Below are 17,613 nucleotides of genomic sequence, written 5' to 3'. Positions count from 1 at the left end.
TCATTAGCCTTTTTATTTTAATACACTATATAGAATCGCGGAGACGCTTACGATTTGATTCACGATGAAGAGAAGGTGAAAGACCGACTATTCACCTGCAAACTCCTTATTTATCGAAGAAACAGAGAAAAGTGAAGGAGATGGAAGAATTATGTTATAGAGAAAAGCATTGAATTGTTCAAAACCGTACCGATTATAAACCAATGCAAATCATTGGTCTGTATATGGAAAAAATGACATAAATATGGATAATAATCCTTGTTTCGAAATAGCCTGCTAAGTTTTTTGTATTCATTATTCCTTTTGGCTAGTTTTGCTTGTGTAAATCTTAAAAAGTCATGAAACACATAACTAAAATAAAAGCAATTTTCGCTATTTTACTATTATATATTATAATAGTTCCACCATTATACGCCCAATCTATAAGTGTCCGTTCATTACCTGGCTATGTAAAAGCGATAAATCAATTCAACCAACTGAACCCTCAAGAAAAGGTGTATCTTCATTTTGACAATACCGGATATTATTTGGGTGATACTATCTGGTTTAAGGCTTATGCGGTATTTGCAGAGCAACTTCGTCCCACAACTTTAAGCAAAGTGTTACATGTAGAGCTGTTGACTCCACAAGGAATGGTAGTGGATGACCGCCAATTAAAGCTTGAAAATGGCGAATGTCATGGTGAATTTGCCTTGAGTTCCCGTTATCATAGTGGGTTCTATGAAGTTCGTGCTTACACTCGAAGTATGTTGAATTTTGGTGACGATTGTATTTTTTCTCGTGTATTTCCTGTTTATGATTCTCCGGAAATAGAAGGGTATTATACTGATCGGAAGATGGATAGTGGTTTTGGCTTGAAAGACGAACGTAAAAAGACCACAAAAGCTAAGAAAGTCAACCTTTCCTTTTATCCTGAAGGAGGAAATGCTGTGGTTGGGTTACGTTCGAGAATCGGTTTCAAAGCTACAGGAGAGAATGGAGAAGATTTGAATATAACAGGTGCGGTATATGATTCTTCCGGTGAACTGGTTTCATATTTCTCCACTTATCACCAAGGTATGGGATTTTTTGAAATGATTCCTGATAAGACTACATATAAAATTGTAGCCGATTATGATGGAAAGAAATATGACTTTTCTTTTTCAAACATTATTTCTTCAGGATATGTGATGCGTGTGACAGATTTGGATGCAGAGACTTATCAGGTACATCTGCAAAAATCTCCGGACTTGCCGGCTGATACTTTAGCCGTTTCTGTATCATGTCGTGGTACAGTTTATTCAGCAGAAGCTTTAATTTTGGGTGATAAACCTTATATTTATCAATTGGATAAAGGAAAACTTCCTGCCGGTTGCCTTCAATTTACTCTTTATAATCAGGATGGCAAAATTTTGGCAGACCGTTTGGCTTTTAATCGTGCTCCGTTAGAATATTGCTGTGTTACGGTGGAGGCGGATAAACCTTTCTATAAACCTTTAGAAAAGGTGAGATTATCACTTGCTGTGAAAGATTTGTCCGGTAATCCTGTGTCAGGCAGTTTTTCATTGTCTGTGCGTGATGCCGGCACAGAAATTCATACTGGTTATCATGAGAATATCCTGACAGACTTGTTGCTCTCTTCTGAAATACGAGGTTACATCGCTCATCCGATGCAATATTTCGGGACGGACGACCGTAGTAATCGTATGAAGTTGGACTTGTTGATGATGGTACAGGGGTGGCGCCGTTACAATTGGCAGGTGATGGCGGGGGTATCTCCTTTTCATGTGGCACATTATGCTGAAGAGGGTTTACCAGTGAGTGGTGTAGTGAAATCTTTACTCAAGAATAAGGTGGAAGCGAATGTGGATGTTGTATTTTGGATTGTTAAGGATAGTGCTTCTTTCCATGGTCATTGCAAAACTGACAAAAAAGGGCGTTTCCATTTCCTGTTGCCGGATCATGCGGCAGTAGACGGTGAATGGCAGCTGGCTCTTTCTGTGACTTCGAAAGGCAAACCGAAACATTGCAGGATTATGCTCGACCGCCTTTTTAGTCCGGAAGCCCGCAGTTATTCTATTTCGGACTTTCAGGTGAAGGATACGGTTATTGTTTTTGCAGACACTTCAGATAGTCTGGCCAATAGTAATGTTTTAGGTATGATACAGAATCTTCCCCAAGTGGTGATAAAGAAAAAACAGATAAAGAATGAGATATTTCCGGATCTGGTTTGTGATGTGGAAAAGGATATTAGTAGGCTGATGGATCAAGGGAAGGATTATCCAGGAACATTGGGGGAATATATGGAAAGAAATATTTCTGCGGTAAACATGGTAGATACTGCGTATACGTATGCTAATAGTGCTATTTGTTATATTTTAGATGGTGGAGGTTCTGTTAATCCGCGAAAGGGCATCGGTGCTTCCGATCATCCGATAGAGAATATAAAAACAATAGAAGTGTATGATGGAAATCTTCGGGCTTGGATAGTGAGAAACATAGATAGTAATTATGGCTATTATCCTCCGAGTGATCCGACATCAGATTTTTATAGTATGAGACATTTACATGATGCTGTTTTTCAGGCTAACCAAAGGCTGGTATTATTCATCGTCCGTTTATATAACGATGTGTTGCATGACAAGTATAAGAAGGGAATGCGTTATACTTTTTTCAAAGCCTTTTCTCCTGTAAGAGAATTCTATCAGGTAAATCATAGTAATACTGTTCCGGGAGATATAGATTTTCGTCGAACTTTGTATTGGAATCCTGATGTGAGGACTGATAATAATGGAAAAGTGAACGTTAGTTTTTATAATAATGCTACTTGTCGACAAATGACGATCAATGCAGAGGGGATAAATCGTGGGAAGTGTATTATTAAAGAATAAATTTATATGGAGATTTTACTTTTTCATAGTGTTACATTCTATGTTGCAGTGCAAAAGATGTATCTTTGTAACCAGCAATCAAAATAACCCAAAGCACTATATGAAATATAAATTATTATGCCTTTTCGTTTTGTTTAGTTTTTCTTTATCGGATTTGTATGCTGATATTGAACTTAGTTCCAAACAAATGAGAACCAGTGATGGGCTACCTAGTAATTCTGTACGATGCATGTTTCAGGACAGTAAAGGGTTCTTATGGTTGGGTACTTTAGACGGATTGACCCGTTATGATGGAAATACTTTTCTTACTTATCAGTTGGAAAGCGGGAAACACGATCGGATTTCTTTAGCAGATAACAGAATAAAACATGTGGCAGAGGATAAGAATGGTTTTTTGTGGATAAAGACTGTGCCGGAATTATTCAGCTGTTATGATCTACAGAAAGCTTGTTTTGTAGATTTTACCGGTACCGGAAGTGATGGAGAGAACTATTCAGAAATATTTATGTCCTCTAATGGAGATGTGTGGCTTTGGCATAGAAGGAATGGTGTGCGTCAAATTGTTTGTGAGGACGATCGGACTATGACCTCTGTGAAGTTTAGAACGAAATTTGGAAACCTGCCCGATGACCGGATTAAATTTATAAATGAAGATTCTAGTGGCAGGATCTGGATTGGTACCATGCAGGGACTTGCGTCTGTTTATAAAGGGAAAGTTGAATTTATCGATAGGAAATTGAATTTTTCTTCTTCTTTCCCTCATGGAGAGGATATGTATTTTCTGACAAAGAGTGGAGATGTGTATCGCTGTGTAAATGGATCGAAAAAAATAGACTGTTTAGCGTCGCTGTCTGCTATTGCCGGTAATACATCTGTCAGTACACATTCATTGATAAAAGATAAATGGGTTATATTTACTTCCAGCGAAGGGGTATATGAATTTGATTTTCAGAATTTTCAAATAACTCCTTGCCGGGAATTGAAAATAAATAATGGAAAAGTGATTCATGACAATTATGGAGATTGTTGGGCTTACAATAACACTGGACGAATTTATTATATAAACTCGAAGAGCGGAGAAATAAAGAATTTTCAACTGATTCCTGAAGAGAAGATGAAATATATAGATTATGAACGCTATCATGTGGTGCGTGATGACCGGGGGATTGTGTGGATTTCAACTTATGGAAACGGACTTTTCACCTACGATATTCAGGAAGATCGGTTGGAACACTTTGTTTCCGAAGGGAAGAATGCAGGACCTATAGGGTCAGATTTTTTGTTATGTTTGATGAAAGACAGAACAGGAGGAATATGGGTAAGCTCCGAATATTCCGGTTTGTCTCATATTTCCATTTCAAATAAAGGCATTACACATGTCTATCCAGAATCACCGGATGTTTTTGACCGTTCGAATACAATCCGGTTACTGACTAAAATGTCGAATGGGGATATATGGGTAGGAACCCGTAGAGGTGGATTGTATAATTATGATTCTCATCTGAAAACTAAGATAGATAATCATTATTTGCCCTATAATATTTATGCGATTTCAGAAGATAGTCGGGAGAATATATGGATAGGAACCCGGGGAGACGGACTAAAAATAGGAGATACGTGGTATAAAACGGATCCGTCTAATCCTTTTGCCTTATCTCATTCTAATATTTATTCCATTCTTCGCGATAAGAAAGATCGTATGTGGGTGGGAACATTTGGAGGAGGACTGGATCTGGCAGAATCAACGGAAAAAGGACAATATAAGTTCCGTCGTTTCTTTCAAGGAAAGAAGTATGGCTTACGGATAGTCAGAGTAATGGCAGAAGATGAGAAAGGGATGATATGGATGGGCACAAGTGAAGGTATCTGCATATTCCACCCTGACTCATTGATTGCTAATGAAGATAACTATCATTTGTTCAGCTACACTGATGGCAATTTTTGCAGCAATGAGATTCGTTGCCTGTTTCGTGATAGCAAAGGGCGCATGTGGGTAGGTACTTCGGGTGCCGGGCTGAATCTATGCGAACTGTCAGACGACTGTCAGTCTTTGAAATATACACATTATGGAATAGCGGAAGGACTGGTTAATAATATGGTGCAATCTATTTTAGAAGATTATTCGGGACAATTATGGATTGCTACGGAATATGGAATTTCAAGGTTCAATCCCAACAGCCATTCTTTCGAGAATTATTTTTTCTCATCTTATACATTAGGAAATGTGTATAGCGAGAACAGTGCGTGTATGGGTGCAGACGGTAAACTGATTTTTGGAACAAACTACGGATTGACGATTATTGACCCGAAGAAGATTCCAACAGAGAGATTGCTTTCTCCTATTGTTATCACAGGATTGTCCGTTAATGGAATTCAGGTGAAGCCTAATATGCCGGGTTCTCCTTTGCAAGAATCTTTAGCCTATTCGGATAAGATTACATTGAAATATTTCCAGAATTCTTTTATGCTTGATTTTTCTACTCTCGATTATTCGGATAATGGTCAAATCAAGTATATGTATTGGCTGGAAAACTATGACAAGGGATGGAATGTTCCGTCTTCGTTAAGTTTTGCCACTTATAAATATCTGGAGCCGGGCAGTTACATTTTCCATGTGAAATATTGTGATGGTGCCGGTATTTGGAATGATACCGAAACAACCTTGAAGATTGTTATCGTGCCTCCGTTTTGGAAAACGAATTGGGCTATGCTCGGATATTTCATCCTGATATTAATAGCTTTGTACTTTACATATCGTATCATTTTTAATTTCAATAGGTTGCGCAACCGCATCAATGTTGAAAAACAACTGACAGAGTATAAACTGGTATTTTTCACAAATATCTCTCATGAATTCCGTACTCCGCTTACATTGATCCAAGGAGCATTGGAGAAAATGTACCGGACGGATGATATTCCACAAGCCTTATTGCATCCGTTGAAAGTTATGGATAAAAGTACACAACGTATGTTGAGGCTGATTAATCAGTTGCTGGAGTTCAGAAAAATGCAGAACAACAAGTTGGCTCTTTCTCTGCAGGAAACTGATGTAGTTGCTTTCCTGTACGAAATATATTTAAGTTTCAGTGACGTAGCAGAACAGAAGAATATGGATTTCCGCTTTTTGCCGTCTGTACCATCCTATAAAATGTTTATTGATAAAGGTAATTTGGATAAGGTGGTGTATAACTTACTTTCAAATGCTTTTAAGTATACTCCTTCGGGTGGGACAATTCTGTTTTCTGTGAATGTGGATGAGGTGAAGAAGTGTTTATACATTCAGGTAGCGGATACCGGAGTAGGTATTCCTAAAGAAAAGCAGGGAGAATTGTTTAAACGTTTTATGCAAAGTAGTTTCTCCGGAGATAGCATTGGAGTAGGGTTGCATTTGAGCCATGAATTGGTGCAGGTGCATAAGGGAACGATTGAATATAAAGATAATGAAGGGGGAGGTTCCGTATTTACGGTATGTATTCCGACTGATAAAACTGTTTATTCGGAAAAAGACTTCTTGGTTCCCGGCAATCTCCTGTTGGAAGAAGCGAATATGCAGACTCACCATTTGCAGGAATTTTCAGAGGAATGTCAGGAACATGAAAAGACAATCACAACGTCAAGAAAACATAAAATATTAGTCATCGAAGACGATAATGATATTCGTGGGTTCCTGCAGGAGGAGCTTAGTGCTTATTTTGAAGTAGAAGTGGCTGCGGATGGAATATCCGGATTTGAGAAGGCATGCAACTATGACGCAGACTTGATTATCTGCGATGTATTGATGCCCGGGATGACCGGTTTCGAAGTGACAAAGAAACTGAAAACTGAATTTGCGACAAGTCATATTCCTATTATTCTGCTGACTGCCTTGACTTCACCGGATAAGCACCTGGAAGGACTTGAAGCGGGAGCGGATGTTTATGTTGCAAAGCCATTTAGTTTTAAGCTTTTGCTTGCGCAGGTGTTCCGACTGATAGAGCAATGCGAAAAGTTGCGGAAGAAATTTTCCAGTGAACCGGGGGTGGTACGCCCTGCTTTATGTAACACGGACCGGGATAAGGAGTTTGCAGATCAGTTGGTGGCTGTGGTGGAAAAGATTTATTCTCAATACAACATTTCTATTGATGAATTTGCGCAGATGATGGGGATGGGACGAACTGTATTTTATAAGAAATTACGGGGCGTGACCGGATACTCACCGAATGAGTATTTGCGTGTCGTACGAATGAAGAAGGCTGCTGAATTGTTTTTGACCGAAAGGGATCTGACTGTTGCGGAAGTTTCTTATAAAGTGGGTATTAATGATCCTCTTTATTTCAGTAAATGTTTTAAGGCACAGTTTGGAGTATCTCCTTCTGCTTACCAGAAAGGGGAGAGAAGCGATTCTAAAAAGTAATTTATTATACAATATGAAGATGTTCTACAGGACCCTGTTGTTAGGGGGACTTTTAGTTTTGTGCGGGCATTCTTCAGTTAAGCAAGAGAAGGGAAATATAGATTTGCTACGGCAGGAATTTAGATTCCCAAATGATTCAGCCCGCACTAAATTATGGTGGTTTCATGGTGAAACGGAGACCACAAAGGAAGGAATAACTGCTGATTTGGAAGCGTTTAAGCAGGCCGGAATCGGAGGAGTGGTGTATTACGATCAGGTGCACGGGAAAGGAACTGATGCTTCTCCCGTGTTCTCGAAAGACTGGTGGGAGAAACTGATTTTTTCGGCATCCGAGGCTAAAAGGTTGGGATTGACATTTGAGGTGAATGTCTCTAACGGTTATGTAGCCGGAGGCCCTTGGATAACGAAGAAACTTAGTATGCAAAAGGTAGTTGCCAGCGATACAGTTGTCAGTGGAAATTGCCGGTTTTCCGGTCGTCTTCCTTTACCTACATCACAATCTGAATTTTGGGATTTTGCAGTCATCGCTTTTCCTGTTACTGGAACTGTGGAAACGAGTATAAGCAGGAAACCGGAATTGTCTTCTAATATGGAAGGATTATCCCTTGAATCTCTATTTGTTGAGAATGGGAAGTTGGTTGAAATGCCCAGACTACTTCCGGGAGAATCTGTATATATAAAAATGGATTTTAGGAGTCCTTTTTCAGCCCGGAGTTTTACTTATAGTGCTAACCCCAGAGGAAAAGCGCGTACATGTGCCATGAATATTCCCGGTCATTCATCCGATCAGTTTTATGGAGCTATGTATGAAGCATTGCCCGATATGGGGGAATTGGAGGCTTCGGATGACGGTTTGCATTATAAAAAAGTTTGTAAGTTGAAACCTGTTTACCAAGGGGTGTCGACAAAGTGCAGGCAACATACGGTAACTTTTCCGGAGGTCAAAAGCCGCTTTTTCAGGATTCATCTGCATGATTGGGCAGATAGTAAGAATCGATATTCGAAATTATTGATTGGAGGATTACTGCTTTCTTCACAAGAAAAAGTGAATAATTGGGAAGATAAAGCCGGTTTTAATTCGGACTTTATAGAAAATGAAGAAAGACCATCTTTACCTTCGACAGATGCGATAAATCCGGCTGATGTTATTGATTTGACAAAACTGGTCGATGGAAATGGAGTTTTGAACTGGAATGTTCCACAAGGGGAATGGATGATAATGAGATTTGCCCACGAATCACAGGGAGGATATACCAAGCATGGACGTACCGGGTTAAAAGGTTTGGAATGTGATAAGATGTCTGCGGAAGCGGCTATTGTTCAGTGGAAAAATTATTTTAAAGTCATTTATGATTCATTGTCGGTCAGAGGTTGTCCGCCATCCGGAATGATAATGGATAGCCATGAAGCGGGGGCGCAGAACTGGACTCCAGGATTCGAGCAGGAATTCATGAAACGCAAGGGGTATGATATCCATCCTTATCTTCCTGCTTTGATGGGATATGTTGTCGGTTCTGCTGAAGTTTCAGACCGTTTTCTATATGATATGCGACGCACTATTGCCGATTTAATATCTGATCGTTATTATGGTACGTTAGATAGCCTATGCCTCGATGCTGGCCTTGATTTTACAGCACAGGCTATCGGGAATGCTTTGAATATTGTAGGCGATAATATTCAGGCGAAAGGTAGGGTGCAGAAACCACAGGGAGAGTTTTGGGCTTATCAAACTGAAGGAAGTTATGATATAAAAGAGGCGTCTTCCGCTGCTCATCTTTACGGTAAAAGAGTGGCTTCTGCCGAGGCGTTTACGGACGCTAAATTTTCTCATTCGTTAGCTGATTTAAAGAATTTGGCTGATTATGTATTAGCTTTCGGAAGTAATGAATTTGTTGTATGTGCATCTGCTTATCAGCCCTGGACTGATAAAATTCCTGGCAATACAGGGGGTGGCAGGCACTATTGCCTGAATAGAAATAACACTTATTGGAATTATAGCTGCCCGTTTTGGGATTATCAGGCGAGATGTGCGGGACTTTTACGAAAGGGTATTCCCGTTGTTGATTTATGTGTTTATCTGGGCGATAATCCGCCTGTGAAATTACTTTCTTATCGTTTGCCGGAGATGTCGGAGGGATATAACTTTGACGTGTGTACTACGGATGCCCTGATTAATAGAACTAAAGCTTTGGATGGAGATATTGTATTGCCGGATGGTATGAAATATCGTATGTTGGTCCTGCAGAAAGATTGTGAAATGACATTGGCTGCCCTTCGGCATATTGCTGCTTTGGTGAAGCAGGGAGTTCCGTTATATGGTGATCGTCCTGCATATCCTGTATCTTTGGCCGAACGGATGCATGATAATGAATATGATAAGATGGTAACTGCCTTGTGGGGAACCGGGAAAAAGGAAAGTGGAGTTCATTCTTTAGGAAAAGGGCATGTGTATTGGGGGATGACTTTGGAAGAGGCTTTACGGAAGGAAGAAATCCGTCCGGACATTATTTTAAAGAGTGGAAATGAACCGGAAGACAGGATGTATTTCACTCATCGTCATTTGCCAGATGTTGATATTTATTTTGTAAATAATCATAGTAAGAATGTGTTCAGTGATTCTATTCATTTACGGACAGACAGGAGATATGCAGAATATTGGGACCCGGTTTCGGGAGAGTGTTATTCGCTTCCTGCTATACTTGGAGAAAATAGCTTGTCATTAAGATTGTCACTTGCTGCTCGAGAATCCGGGTTTATTATAGTTTCGGATAGAAAAAATGATGCTTTGCCTGCGAGAGGATTTACAACAGATAAAGCAAGGAAGTATATTGTTAACGGAGATTGGAAAGTTTACTTTGATCCAAGATGGGGCGGACCGGGCGAGATGGTTTTTACACAATTGACTGATTGGAGTAAGAAAAAAGAGCCGGGCATCGTTTATTATTCGGGAACAGCTGTTTATAAAAAGAACATCCATATAGACAAAAAAGAAAAGGATAAACAGATCCTGTTGAGTTTTGATCAATTAGGTTCGCTGGCTAGGATTTATCTGAATGGACATGAAGTTTCAACCTTGTGGTGTTCACCTTGGGAAACGGATTTGACTCGTTGGGCAGTTGAAGGGGAGAATTCTTTAGAGATACATGTGGTAAATTCATTAATGAACAGAATGATTGGTGATGCATCATTACCACAAAATGAACGGTTTACCTATGCTTATCCTACGATTGCGACTTCAAAAGATACTTTGGTGCCATCAGGGATTATCGGAAATGTCTATCTGGTAGTTCGTTAGTCGAAATGATATGATTGCTTATCTTAAATCCGGTTTGTGCAGGATAGACCGGATTCAAGATAAGTATGTTTATCAGTTACATATTGAGGTCTAATTTATAGATTTCACTTCCGGCAAGAAGGAAACATCCTGTTCCGAAATCCTCAAAATCAGGAACTTTGTCATATGTGACAGGTTGACTGTCTTTCGGTTCTTTGCCGGTTCCCTGTACATAACCAAGAAAACCATTCGGGTGAACTGCATCCTTCACCATAGCATTCCATGCTTTTATGATTACAGGCAGATAGGTCTTTTTATCCAATAGACCGTTGCGTACGCCCCAAGCTATACCATATACGAAAAGAGCTGTGCCGGAAGTCTCTTTGCCTCCGAAGTTTGACGGATCGTGGAGGCTGACATTCCAAAAGCCATCTTCACGCTGGCATTGTTTCAGTGCTTTGCTCATGGTTAGAAAATCATTGATGTAATCTTGGCGATGTTTTTCATCGGATGGAATTTCATTCATTACCCGTACTAAAGCAGCATATACCCATCCGTTACCGCGGCTCCAATAACAGTTTTTACCATTAGGCTCTTTGTATGGAGGGTCGAAATTATGGTCTCTCCACCACAAACCTTCTTTGACATTGAACATTCCGTTCTCTCCGTGTTTATTACGGGTATATTCGTACATATCCCACATCTTGTCGAAGTACTTCTGTTCGCCTGTAAGTTTCCCCATTTTGGCAAATATAGGCATCCCCATCTGGATAGCATCTATCCACCACCAGTCGTTTATTTGTGGAGTATTGACCAGCATATCCATATTGGCTTTCGTTTTCCGTATTTTTTCAGGATCAGGGCAAATGTTGTATAAATCAAGATAGATTTGGCTGGCGCAGTAATTATCTGCATTACGGGTGGTTGTCCCACGGTGGAAGCCCCATTGGTGGTAATCCGCCCATTCTTTGGCATAGAGATAATATTCGTCTGCGGGATAGATGGAGTAGAGTGCCATTAAGCCTTCGTAATATACGCTTCGTGTCCAGATATTACTGGGGCGAACTACTTTTTTCACAAAGGAAGGAGTGCGATAGTCGGCATATTTCTTCATGAAATAGTCGTTCACATGAAGAGTTACTTTCAGAATTTCTTTTTTATCGGGAACTGTCTGTGCTTTTATGTTCCCGTAACTCAATATTACTCCTGCAAAAAATAGTATAAGATGCTTTTTCATTTTATAATAAATTAGATTACTATTGTTCTTAGATTTAGGCACACAAAGGTGAGCCTTTCTTTACCTGTTGCAAAGAAAATGCATTGTAAGGAAAGTGATATTGAAATTTGTACGGAAAATATGTAATATTAGACTTTATTCTTTATTCATATTAGTCATGGATAAGAACCAAGTATGAATAATTAGCAAGAGCGATTTTTTTGTAAGTCATATTGTTGTATTGATATTTATTGTATATTTGTAGAAGAGTAAGGGGAGACGAATATGAAAAGTCATACAAATAAAATATTAGAGTCTATTAAGCAGGCATTGACAGAGCATTTACCAAAAGGTGGCAAGGCTTTGTTGTTTGGTTCTCAAGCTCGTGGGGATGCACGGATTGATTCTGATTGGGATATTTTGATTATCTTAGATAAAGAAAAATTGGAGCCTGAAGATTATGATAAGGTAAGCTTTCCCTTAACTATGTTGGGATGGGACTTGGGAGCGCGAATTAATCCGATTATGTATACGATGAAAGAATGGGCTGCAAGTTGTATTACACCATTTTATAAAAATGTAGAGCAGGAAGGAATTGAATTAGTATGAAATTGACAGATGAAGAACGTAATTCTTTGGTGATATTACAGTTGGAGAAAGCTAAAGTATTTTTGAAACAAGCAGATGAGATGTTTGATCTGAAGTATTGGGATATTGCTTCCAATAGATATTATTATGCCTGTTTTCATGCTGTTCAGGCTTTATTAATACAAAATGGATTATCATGTAAAACCCATGATGGGTTGATAGCTTGCTTTGGCTTGAATTTTATAAAAACAGGCAAAATTAGTGCACGTTTGGGAAGTTTTTTGGCGCGTATGGAACAATTACGGCAAAAAGGGGATTATAATTGCATTTATTCAATATCGGAGGATGAAATCAGTACGATAAAAGCTCCGGCAAGAGAACTTATTGAGACTATTGAAGTTTTACTTGCCGAATCATAATTATTCTTGTAAGGATATCATCGTTAAAAGACCATTTTTTTTATTTTTTCGGCCACATCTGTCATATATGCCGGATTAAATTCTTCTAGTTCCGTACGTGGTCGGAATCCCCATGTCACTCCGCAAGCGGTTACACCGGCATTGGCTGCTGTTTGCATATCTACACCGGAATCACCTACATAAAGAACATCTTCTTTTCGTACATCGGCAAGTTTTAATATATCAAAAACGATTGTTGGATCAGGTTTGACATTTACTCCTTCCCGTTGGCCGAAAACGGCAGTGAAATGAATTTCCGGAAAGTAGTGGGCAACCAGTTTCTCGGTAGCGGCCTGATATTTGTTGGAGGCTACGGCAATCTGAATGCCTGCGGATTGCAGATAAGACAATAACGCTGAAATACCCGGGTAAGGACGACTATCGTCTGCATTGTGAATATCATAATAAGGAATAAACTCTTTTCTTACCCGGAGCACATTCTCTTCTGTCTTTTCTCCTTCGGGTAATGCACGTTCAAAGAGTTTGTTGATACCATTTCCTACCATGAAGTTATACTTTTCTACATCGTGTGTGGGGTATCCTAATTTATTCAAAGCATAATTAGTGCTATGGGCGAGGTCTGCGATAGTATTTAATAATGTACCGTCCAAATCGAATATTATTAGTTTTTTCATTAAGGCTTATGTTTATAGTTAATTCTATATTTAAATCTTTTATTCTGCAAAGGTATACTAAAAAAATGAGATTGGGAAGAATGAGGCAATAGTTTAGAGAATATCGAATGAACAACAAAGCCGGAAATATATTTGTTATTCTACCAGATTGGCTTAACTTTGCGAAAAACTAAAGAATAATGAATGCAGAATGGTTTGAGGCATTGCCTGAACAATGTCCCCCAACGGATGCGAAGCGGTGCGAAGGCTGTTATTATAGAATTGCAAATGGTAATCCTGTTACAACAGAAGATTTCTTTTCGCAAAGAAAAATGCAGCCGGATAAGGTCTTTAAAGGATTAGGAATAGATGAATGTGTGACAAGGGCAGTCTCTCTATTTTCAGAGAGGGAAGAAGCGGAGAAAAGATTAAAGCTTCCTAAGTTCAAGAAGGCAAATATTGCTTTAGTCATATTGGAACCAAAAGATGGAGTGTTAAAGAAATTGGTATAGCACATTATTCTTGGTGGAGAACAAAGGATTTTAATGTTTTACAAGCTAAAATAGTCTGATTATGGGAATGGAAGATGTGTTAAGGATAGACAAAATTCTGGATTTCTGTGATGTGCCTCAGCTTTTTGTGGCAAGAGATGCTTTTGATACACTGTATCTTTGTCTTTTGTATGATGATGAGACGGTTTATCGCTATACGGGAATACGTATCTCTACACGTAGACTTGAATCCTTCTTAGCAGGTAAAGCCGATTTGCGTTTACTCTATCTACAGCCTGAAAATGAACATGAGTATTACGATGTTGTGTTTCAATCGGGTGAATACCAGAAAACGTTATTAAAGGAAAGTGTATTGTTGGAAGATAAATTGCCGGGTGAGGGATATGTTTTATCTGGAGAGAAGCGCGAGAATGTGGTCATTAATTTGCCAATAAAAGACCGTAGTCTGCTTGCAGAGCTTGTTCGTAAATTTGGCTGGGCTTGTATGTAAGTTTAAAGAAGATAAAAAAGATTGTCCCGCTACTGCTTGAAAGTTGCGGGACAATCTTTTTTCATCCTTATATATACTTTGATTACTTCTTCGTAATACGGAACCAGTCAACGTCTGCCCAACCGCCGTCATTCGTTTTAATAGCCGAACGCGTACAGAACATACCGACTTTGGCACCAATCCATTGTCCTTCTCTTGCCTGGAAAGGAACACCTAATGATTCATATTTCTTTCCGTCGAGGCTATAGCTGAAATTACACATCACAATGAGGTCATGTCCGCCTTCACTACCCTTGATTTTCTTTCCGTCACAACTGAAACGCACTTTCAGATAAACCGTGTTTTGCGAAAGATCAACAGCGGCTTTCACTTCTTCTGGTTTGCCTTTATCTGCTCTGTCACATTCAACTTGCGACAGAACCAAACCTTTGTCTGTATTTTCTAGAACAAGTCCGGCATAATCCCTGCCCATAACGACAAGTCCAGTGCGTTCGCCTTTATTCTTTTGGTTAGGGCTGAACGTCAGTTTCATTGTTGCGGTAAAATTATCAGAAGGAGTTTTTTGTAATAAGAGGTTGGCTACATCCCACAGGTTCTTATAATCTTCTACTACCGGATAAGAGTATAATCTGACATAGCTTTTGTCACCTGCATAATACGCCCATTTTTCATTAATGTTAGCATGCCATTGCCACTGCGGAGAAAGTGTATACCCATCAAATTCGTCACTTTCTTGTGGAGTGCAGATAGGATATGTTTTACCGACATTTGGCTTCTTGTAAGTCAAAACAGGTTCTCCGCAGCCGTCACCGTCTTTATCAATACCGATAATAGGCCAGTCGTTCACCCATTTCATCGGTTGGAGATGCATAATGCGTCCGTAAGCACCGACATCTTGAAAGTGGAGGAACCAGTCTTCTCCGGTAGGAGTATCTACCCATGCACCTTGGTGAGGACCGTTGACAGGAGAGTTACCTTGCGCAAGTACTGTTTTCCATTCGTAAGGACCGTAGATGTTTTTAGAACGTAATACGACCTGCCAGCCTGTCGGCACACCGCCGGCCGGATGGAAGATATAATAATAGTCGTTTCTCTTGTACATTTTAGGACCTTCGCAAGTCTGATGTGCTTCGTGACCGTCGAAAATTATACGGGAAGGAGTGATCGCTTTTGTTGCTTCTGCATTCAGTTCGCAGATAGTGATTACACTTTTCAGTCCGGCACGACTTCCTGCGTATGCGTGTACCATATATACTTTTCCGTCTTCATCCCAGAACGGGCAAGTGTCAATGATACCTTTTCCCGCTTTCACCAAGACCGGTTCGCTCCACGGACCTTTCGGATCTTTGGCTTTCACCATAAAAGCTCCCTGATCGGGATCTCCCCAAAAGATGTAAAACTCACCGTTGTGATGACGAATAGCCGGAGCCCATACACGATTGCCGTGTTCCGGCCGTTCCGGAGTTTCGATAGGGGAGAGGGCATTGGGAACTGCGGCACCGATGATTGTCCAGTTGACTAAATCTTTAGAATGAAGGATTTGCAATCCCGGCAAACAGTTGAAACTGGATGAAGTCATATAGAAATCATCTCCTACACGGCAAGCATCCGGATCGGAATAGTCGGCATAAAGCACCGGATTTTTGTATTTACCGTTTCCGAGGTCGGAAACCCATACTTCAGATACATAGTTCTTCTGTGCTACTGCGGTGAAAACCGTTAATAAGCAAAAGGCTAAAGTCTGTGTCAATCGTTTCATGTTATAGATAGATTATTTATATAAATGATTCGTTGGTTTTATCTGATGGCAAAGGTAAATAAAAAGACTCTGCACAAGGAGGAATATTTGTGCAGAGTCATAGAAAAATTGGTAGATACCTCGTAATTTTTGTTTAGTTGTATTTGTTTCTACCCTATTTATTGGTGCGGTTATCTTTTATTCTCACTGTCACCGGATGAGCCAGCTCTTCTTTCCATTCGCGGAGATGAGCAAACCATGCTTCCGGCGTTTTATATCCGAATGTCTCTTTCATTGAGGTGAAAGTCGTGTGATACAGGAAATATTTATTTCCCGGGGCGGTAATTGTATAAAGGAAGTTGGCTTTATCCTTTTCTTCCGATTTTACATAACGTTGAGGAATACAAGTGCCCAGCCCTACAGTTTCTTTAGCATATTTCACGGTGTCGTTTACCGGCCAGTCTGTTCCCCAGCTTCCTACGAGTCCTTTATGATCGGAGAAAGATTTGGAAGTACCTACGATGTCTTGCACACCTGTGCAGAAAATTTCTTTATCAAGCGGTTCGTCAAAGAATGCTTCGATATGAAGATCGCGATGTCCGGCATAAAGCGTGTAGCGTGTCATCATATTCAGTTCCTGATCCTGATATTTCCATCCGGTTACTTCTATTTCTGCAATTACACGTACCGGTCCATAAGAGACGATACGTTCTGTACGAGTGTCCACTGGAGTAATATGGGTTGCCTTTTGTCCGTCCCAACCTTTCAATGCACCCGGTCCGCAACTGTCGAACACGCGAAGTACGTCATCTCCGAATCCTTTAGCTAACTGCTCATCCGTCGGATAGAACTGCGATTCTTTGATTTCCAGTCCTTTGTTGAACTTGCCGTAAATATCCGGTGTCTGTTTTTCATTGAAATAAAGACGGTATCCTACCAGTTCCGATTCCAAAACCGGACCGTGAGGACGTACCATGCTGTATATATTGCTAGTGCCGGGAACGGTGATAGCCTGTACCCGTTGATGTTTACCTTTCTTGTTGTCTACAATAAACATATCGGCATAAACTCGTTCAGGATAAGTCTTTGTACTCTTTTCCGAAGAAAGTGTAACCTGAAATGTTTTTCTACCATGGGCAGGAAGATCGGCAACAAAGACCAGTTCGTCCATCTTGCGGTCCCGGTTCAAATCGTCCAACTGCGAAGGAATTTCCTTCATTCCTTCCATGACAACGGCTGATTTTACTTTGAAACCAGCGTGCAACTCATGTAGATTGATAACAACCGGAGCATCCGCTTTGGGCTGATTCCAGTTGTTTTGTACTTCAACTGTGATGGTTTTCTCCTGTTTCTGCGTTTGGGCAGAAAGACTGAAAGCTCCTAAAAAGAAAGTAATAATAAAAAGATTTTTCTTCATGTTTCTAAGGCTGAAATTATACGTCGTATTTCTCCTTGCAAAA

Annotated in this window: 11 protein-coding genes; 7 read left to right on the top strand and 4 right to left on the bottom strand. The window is 39.9% G+C overall.

Annotation, left to right across the window (positions count from 1 at the left end; genetic code table 11):
* The first annotated feature begins 338 nt into the window (after nucleotides 1–338).
* From DWZ47_RS17500 to DWZ47_RS17490, 3 genes are all read left to right on the top strand, one after another.
* The gene (locus tag DWZ47_RS17500) at nucleotides 339–2,870 is read left to right on the top strand and encodes a hypothetical protein (RefSeq protein ID WP_117513980.1); all 2,532 of its coding nucleotides are present in this window, start codon (nucleotides 339–341) and stop codon (nucleotides 2,868–2,870) included.
* A gap of 100 nt (nucleotides 2,871–2,970) precedes the next feature.
* A complete protein-coding gene (locus DWZ47_RS17495) occupies nucleotides 2,971–7,263 on the top strand; it encodes a two-component regulator propeller domain-containing protein (RefSeq protein ID WP_117513978.1) in 4,293 nt (1,430 codons plus the stop codon).
* A gap of 13 nt (nucleotides 7,264–7,276) precedes the next feature.
* Nucleotides 7,277–10,558 carry a glycosyl hydrolase gene (locus DWZ47_RS17490; RefSeq protein WP_117513976.1) on the top strand — a complete coding sequence of 1,094 codons (3,282 nt, stop codon included), beginning with the start codon at nucleotides 7,277–7,279 and terminating at the stop codon, nucleotides 10,556–10,558.
* Between the two features lie 76 nt (nucleotides 10,559–10,634).
* Here the strand turns inward: DWZ47_RS17490 and DWZ47_RS17485 are convergent, their stop codons facing one another.
* A complete protein-coding gene (locus DWZ47_RS17485) occupies nucleotides 10,635–11,774 on the bottom strand; it encodes a glycoside hydrolase family 88 protein (RefSeq protein ID WP_117513974.1) in 1,140 nt (379 codons plus the stop codon).
* A gap of 264 nt (nucleotides 11,775–12,038) precedes the next feature.
* Here DWZ47_RS17485 and DWZ47_RS17480 point away from each other — a divergent pair, with 264 nt between their 5' ends.
* Nucleotides 12,039–12,362, top strand: a complete 324-nt coding sequence (locus DWZ47_RS17480) for a nucleotidyltransferase domain-containing protein (protein ID WP_004301671.1) — start codon at nucleotides 12,039–12,041, stop codon at nucleotides 12,360–12,362.
* A complete protein-coding gene (locus DWZ47_RS17475; RefSeq protein ID WP_004301673.1) occupies nucleotides 12,359–12,760 on the top strand; it encodes a HEPN domain-containing protein in 402 nt (133 codons plus the stop codon). Before DWZ47_RS17480 ends, DWZ47_RS17475 begins: the two co-directional genes overlap by 4 nt.
* Nucleotides 12,761–12,783: 23 nt before the next feature.
* On the opposite strand, the gene DWZ47_RS17470 is transcribed toward DWZ47_RS17475, so the two are convergent.
* Nucleotides 12,784–13,434 carry an HAD family hydrolase gene (locus DWZ47_RS17470; protein WP_004301675.1) on the bottom strand — a complete coding sequence of 217 codons (651 nt, stop codon included), beginning with the start codon at nucleotides 13,432–13,434 and terminating at the stop codon, nucleotides 12,784–12,786.
* Between the two features lie 179 nt (nucleotides 13,435–13,613).
* Here DWZ47_RS17470 and DWZ47_RS17465 point away from each other — a divergent pair, with 179 nt between their 5' ends.
* Together DWZ47_RS17465 and DWZ47_RS17460 are read left to right on the top strand one after the other, a co-directional pair.
* Complete coding sequence (locus tag DWZ47_RS17465) at nucleotides 13,614–13,925, top strand: hypothetical protein (RefSeq protein WP_229090480.1); 312 nt, start codon at nucleotides 13,614–13,616, stop codon at nucleotides 13,923–13,925.
* Between the two features lie 61 nt (nucleotides 13,926–13,986).
* Complete coding sequence (locus tag DWZ47_RS17460; RefSeq protein ID WP_117513972.1) at nucleotides 13,987–14,415, top strand: DUF6575 domain-containing protein; 429 nt, start codon at nucleotides 13,987–13,989, stop codon at nucleotides 14,413–14,415.
* A gap of 82 nt (nucleotides 14,416–14,497) precedes the next feature.
* On the opposite strand, the gene DWZ47_RS17455 is transcribed toward DWZ47_RS17460, so the two are convergent.
* Together DWZ47_RS17455 and DWZ47_RS17450 are read right to left on the bottom strand one after the other, a co-directional pair.
* Nucleotides 14,498–16,174, bottom strand: coding sequence for a glycoside hydrolase 43 family protein (locus tag DWZ47_RS17455; protein WP_117513970.1), 1,677 nt, complete (start codon nucleotides 16,172–16,174; stop codon nucleotides 14,498–14,500).
* A gap of 154 nt (nucleotides 16,175–16,328) precedes the next feature.
* Nucleotides 16,329–17,570, bottom strand: a complete 1,242-nt coding sequence (locus DWZ47_RS17450) for a DUF4861 domain-containing protein (RefSeq protein WP_117513968.1) — start codon at nucleotides 17,568–17,570, stop codon at nucleotides 16,329–16,331.
* Between the last annotated feature and the right edge of the window lie 43 nt (nucleotides 17,571–17,613).

This window comes from Bacteroides sp. AF32-8BH (assembly GCF_003435205.1).
In the GTDB taxonomy this organism is placed as follows: Bacteria; Bacteroidota; Bacteroidia; order Bacteroidales; family Bacteroidaceae; genus Bacteroides; species Bacteroides ovatus.
The sequence above is the reverse complement of the archived record's forward strand: the minus strand, read 5'-3'. Positions and strand labels throughout refer to the sequence as shown.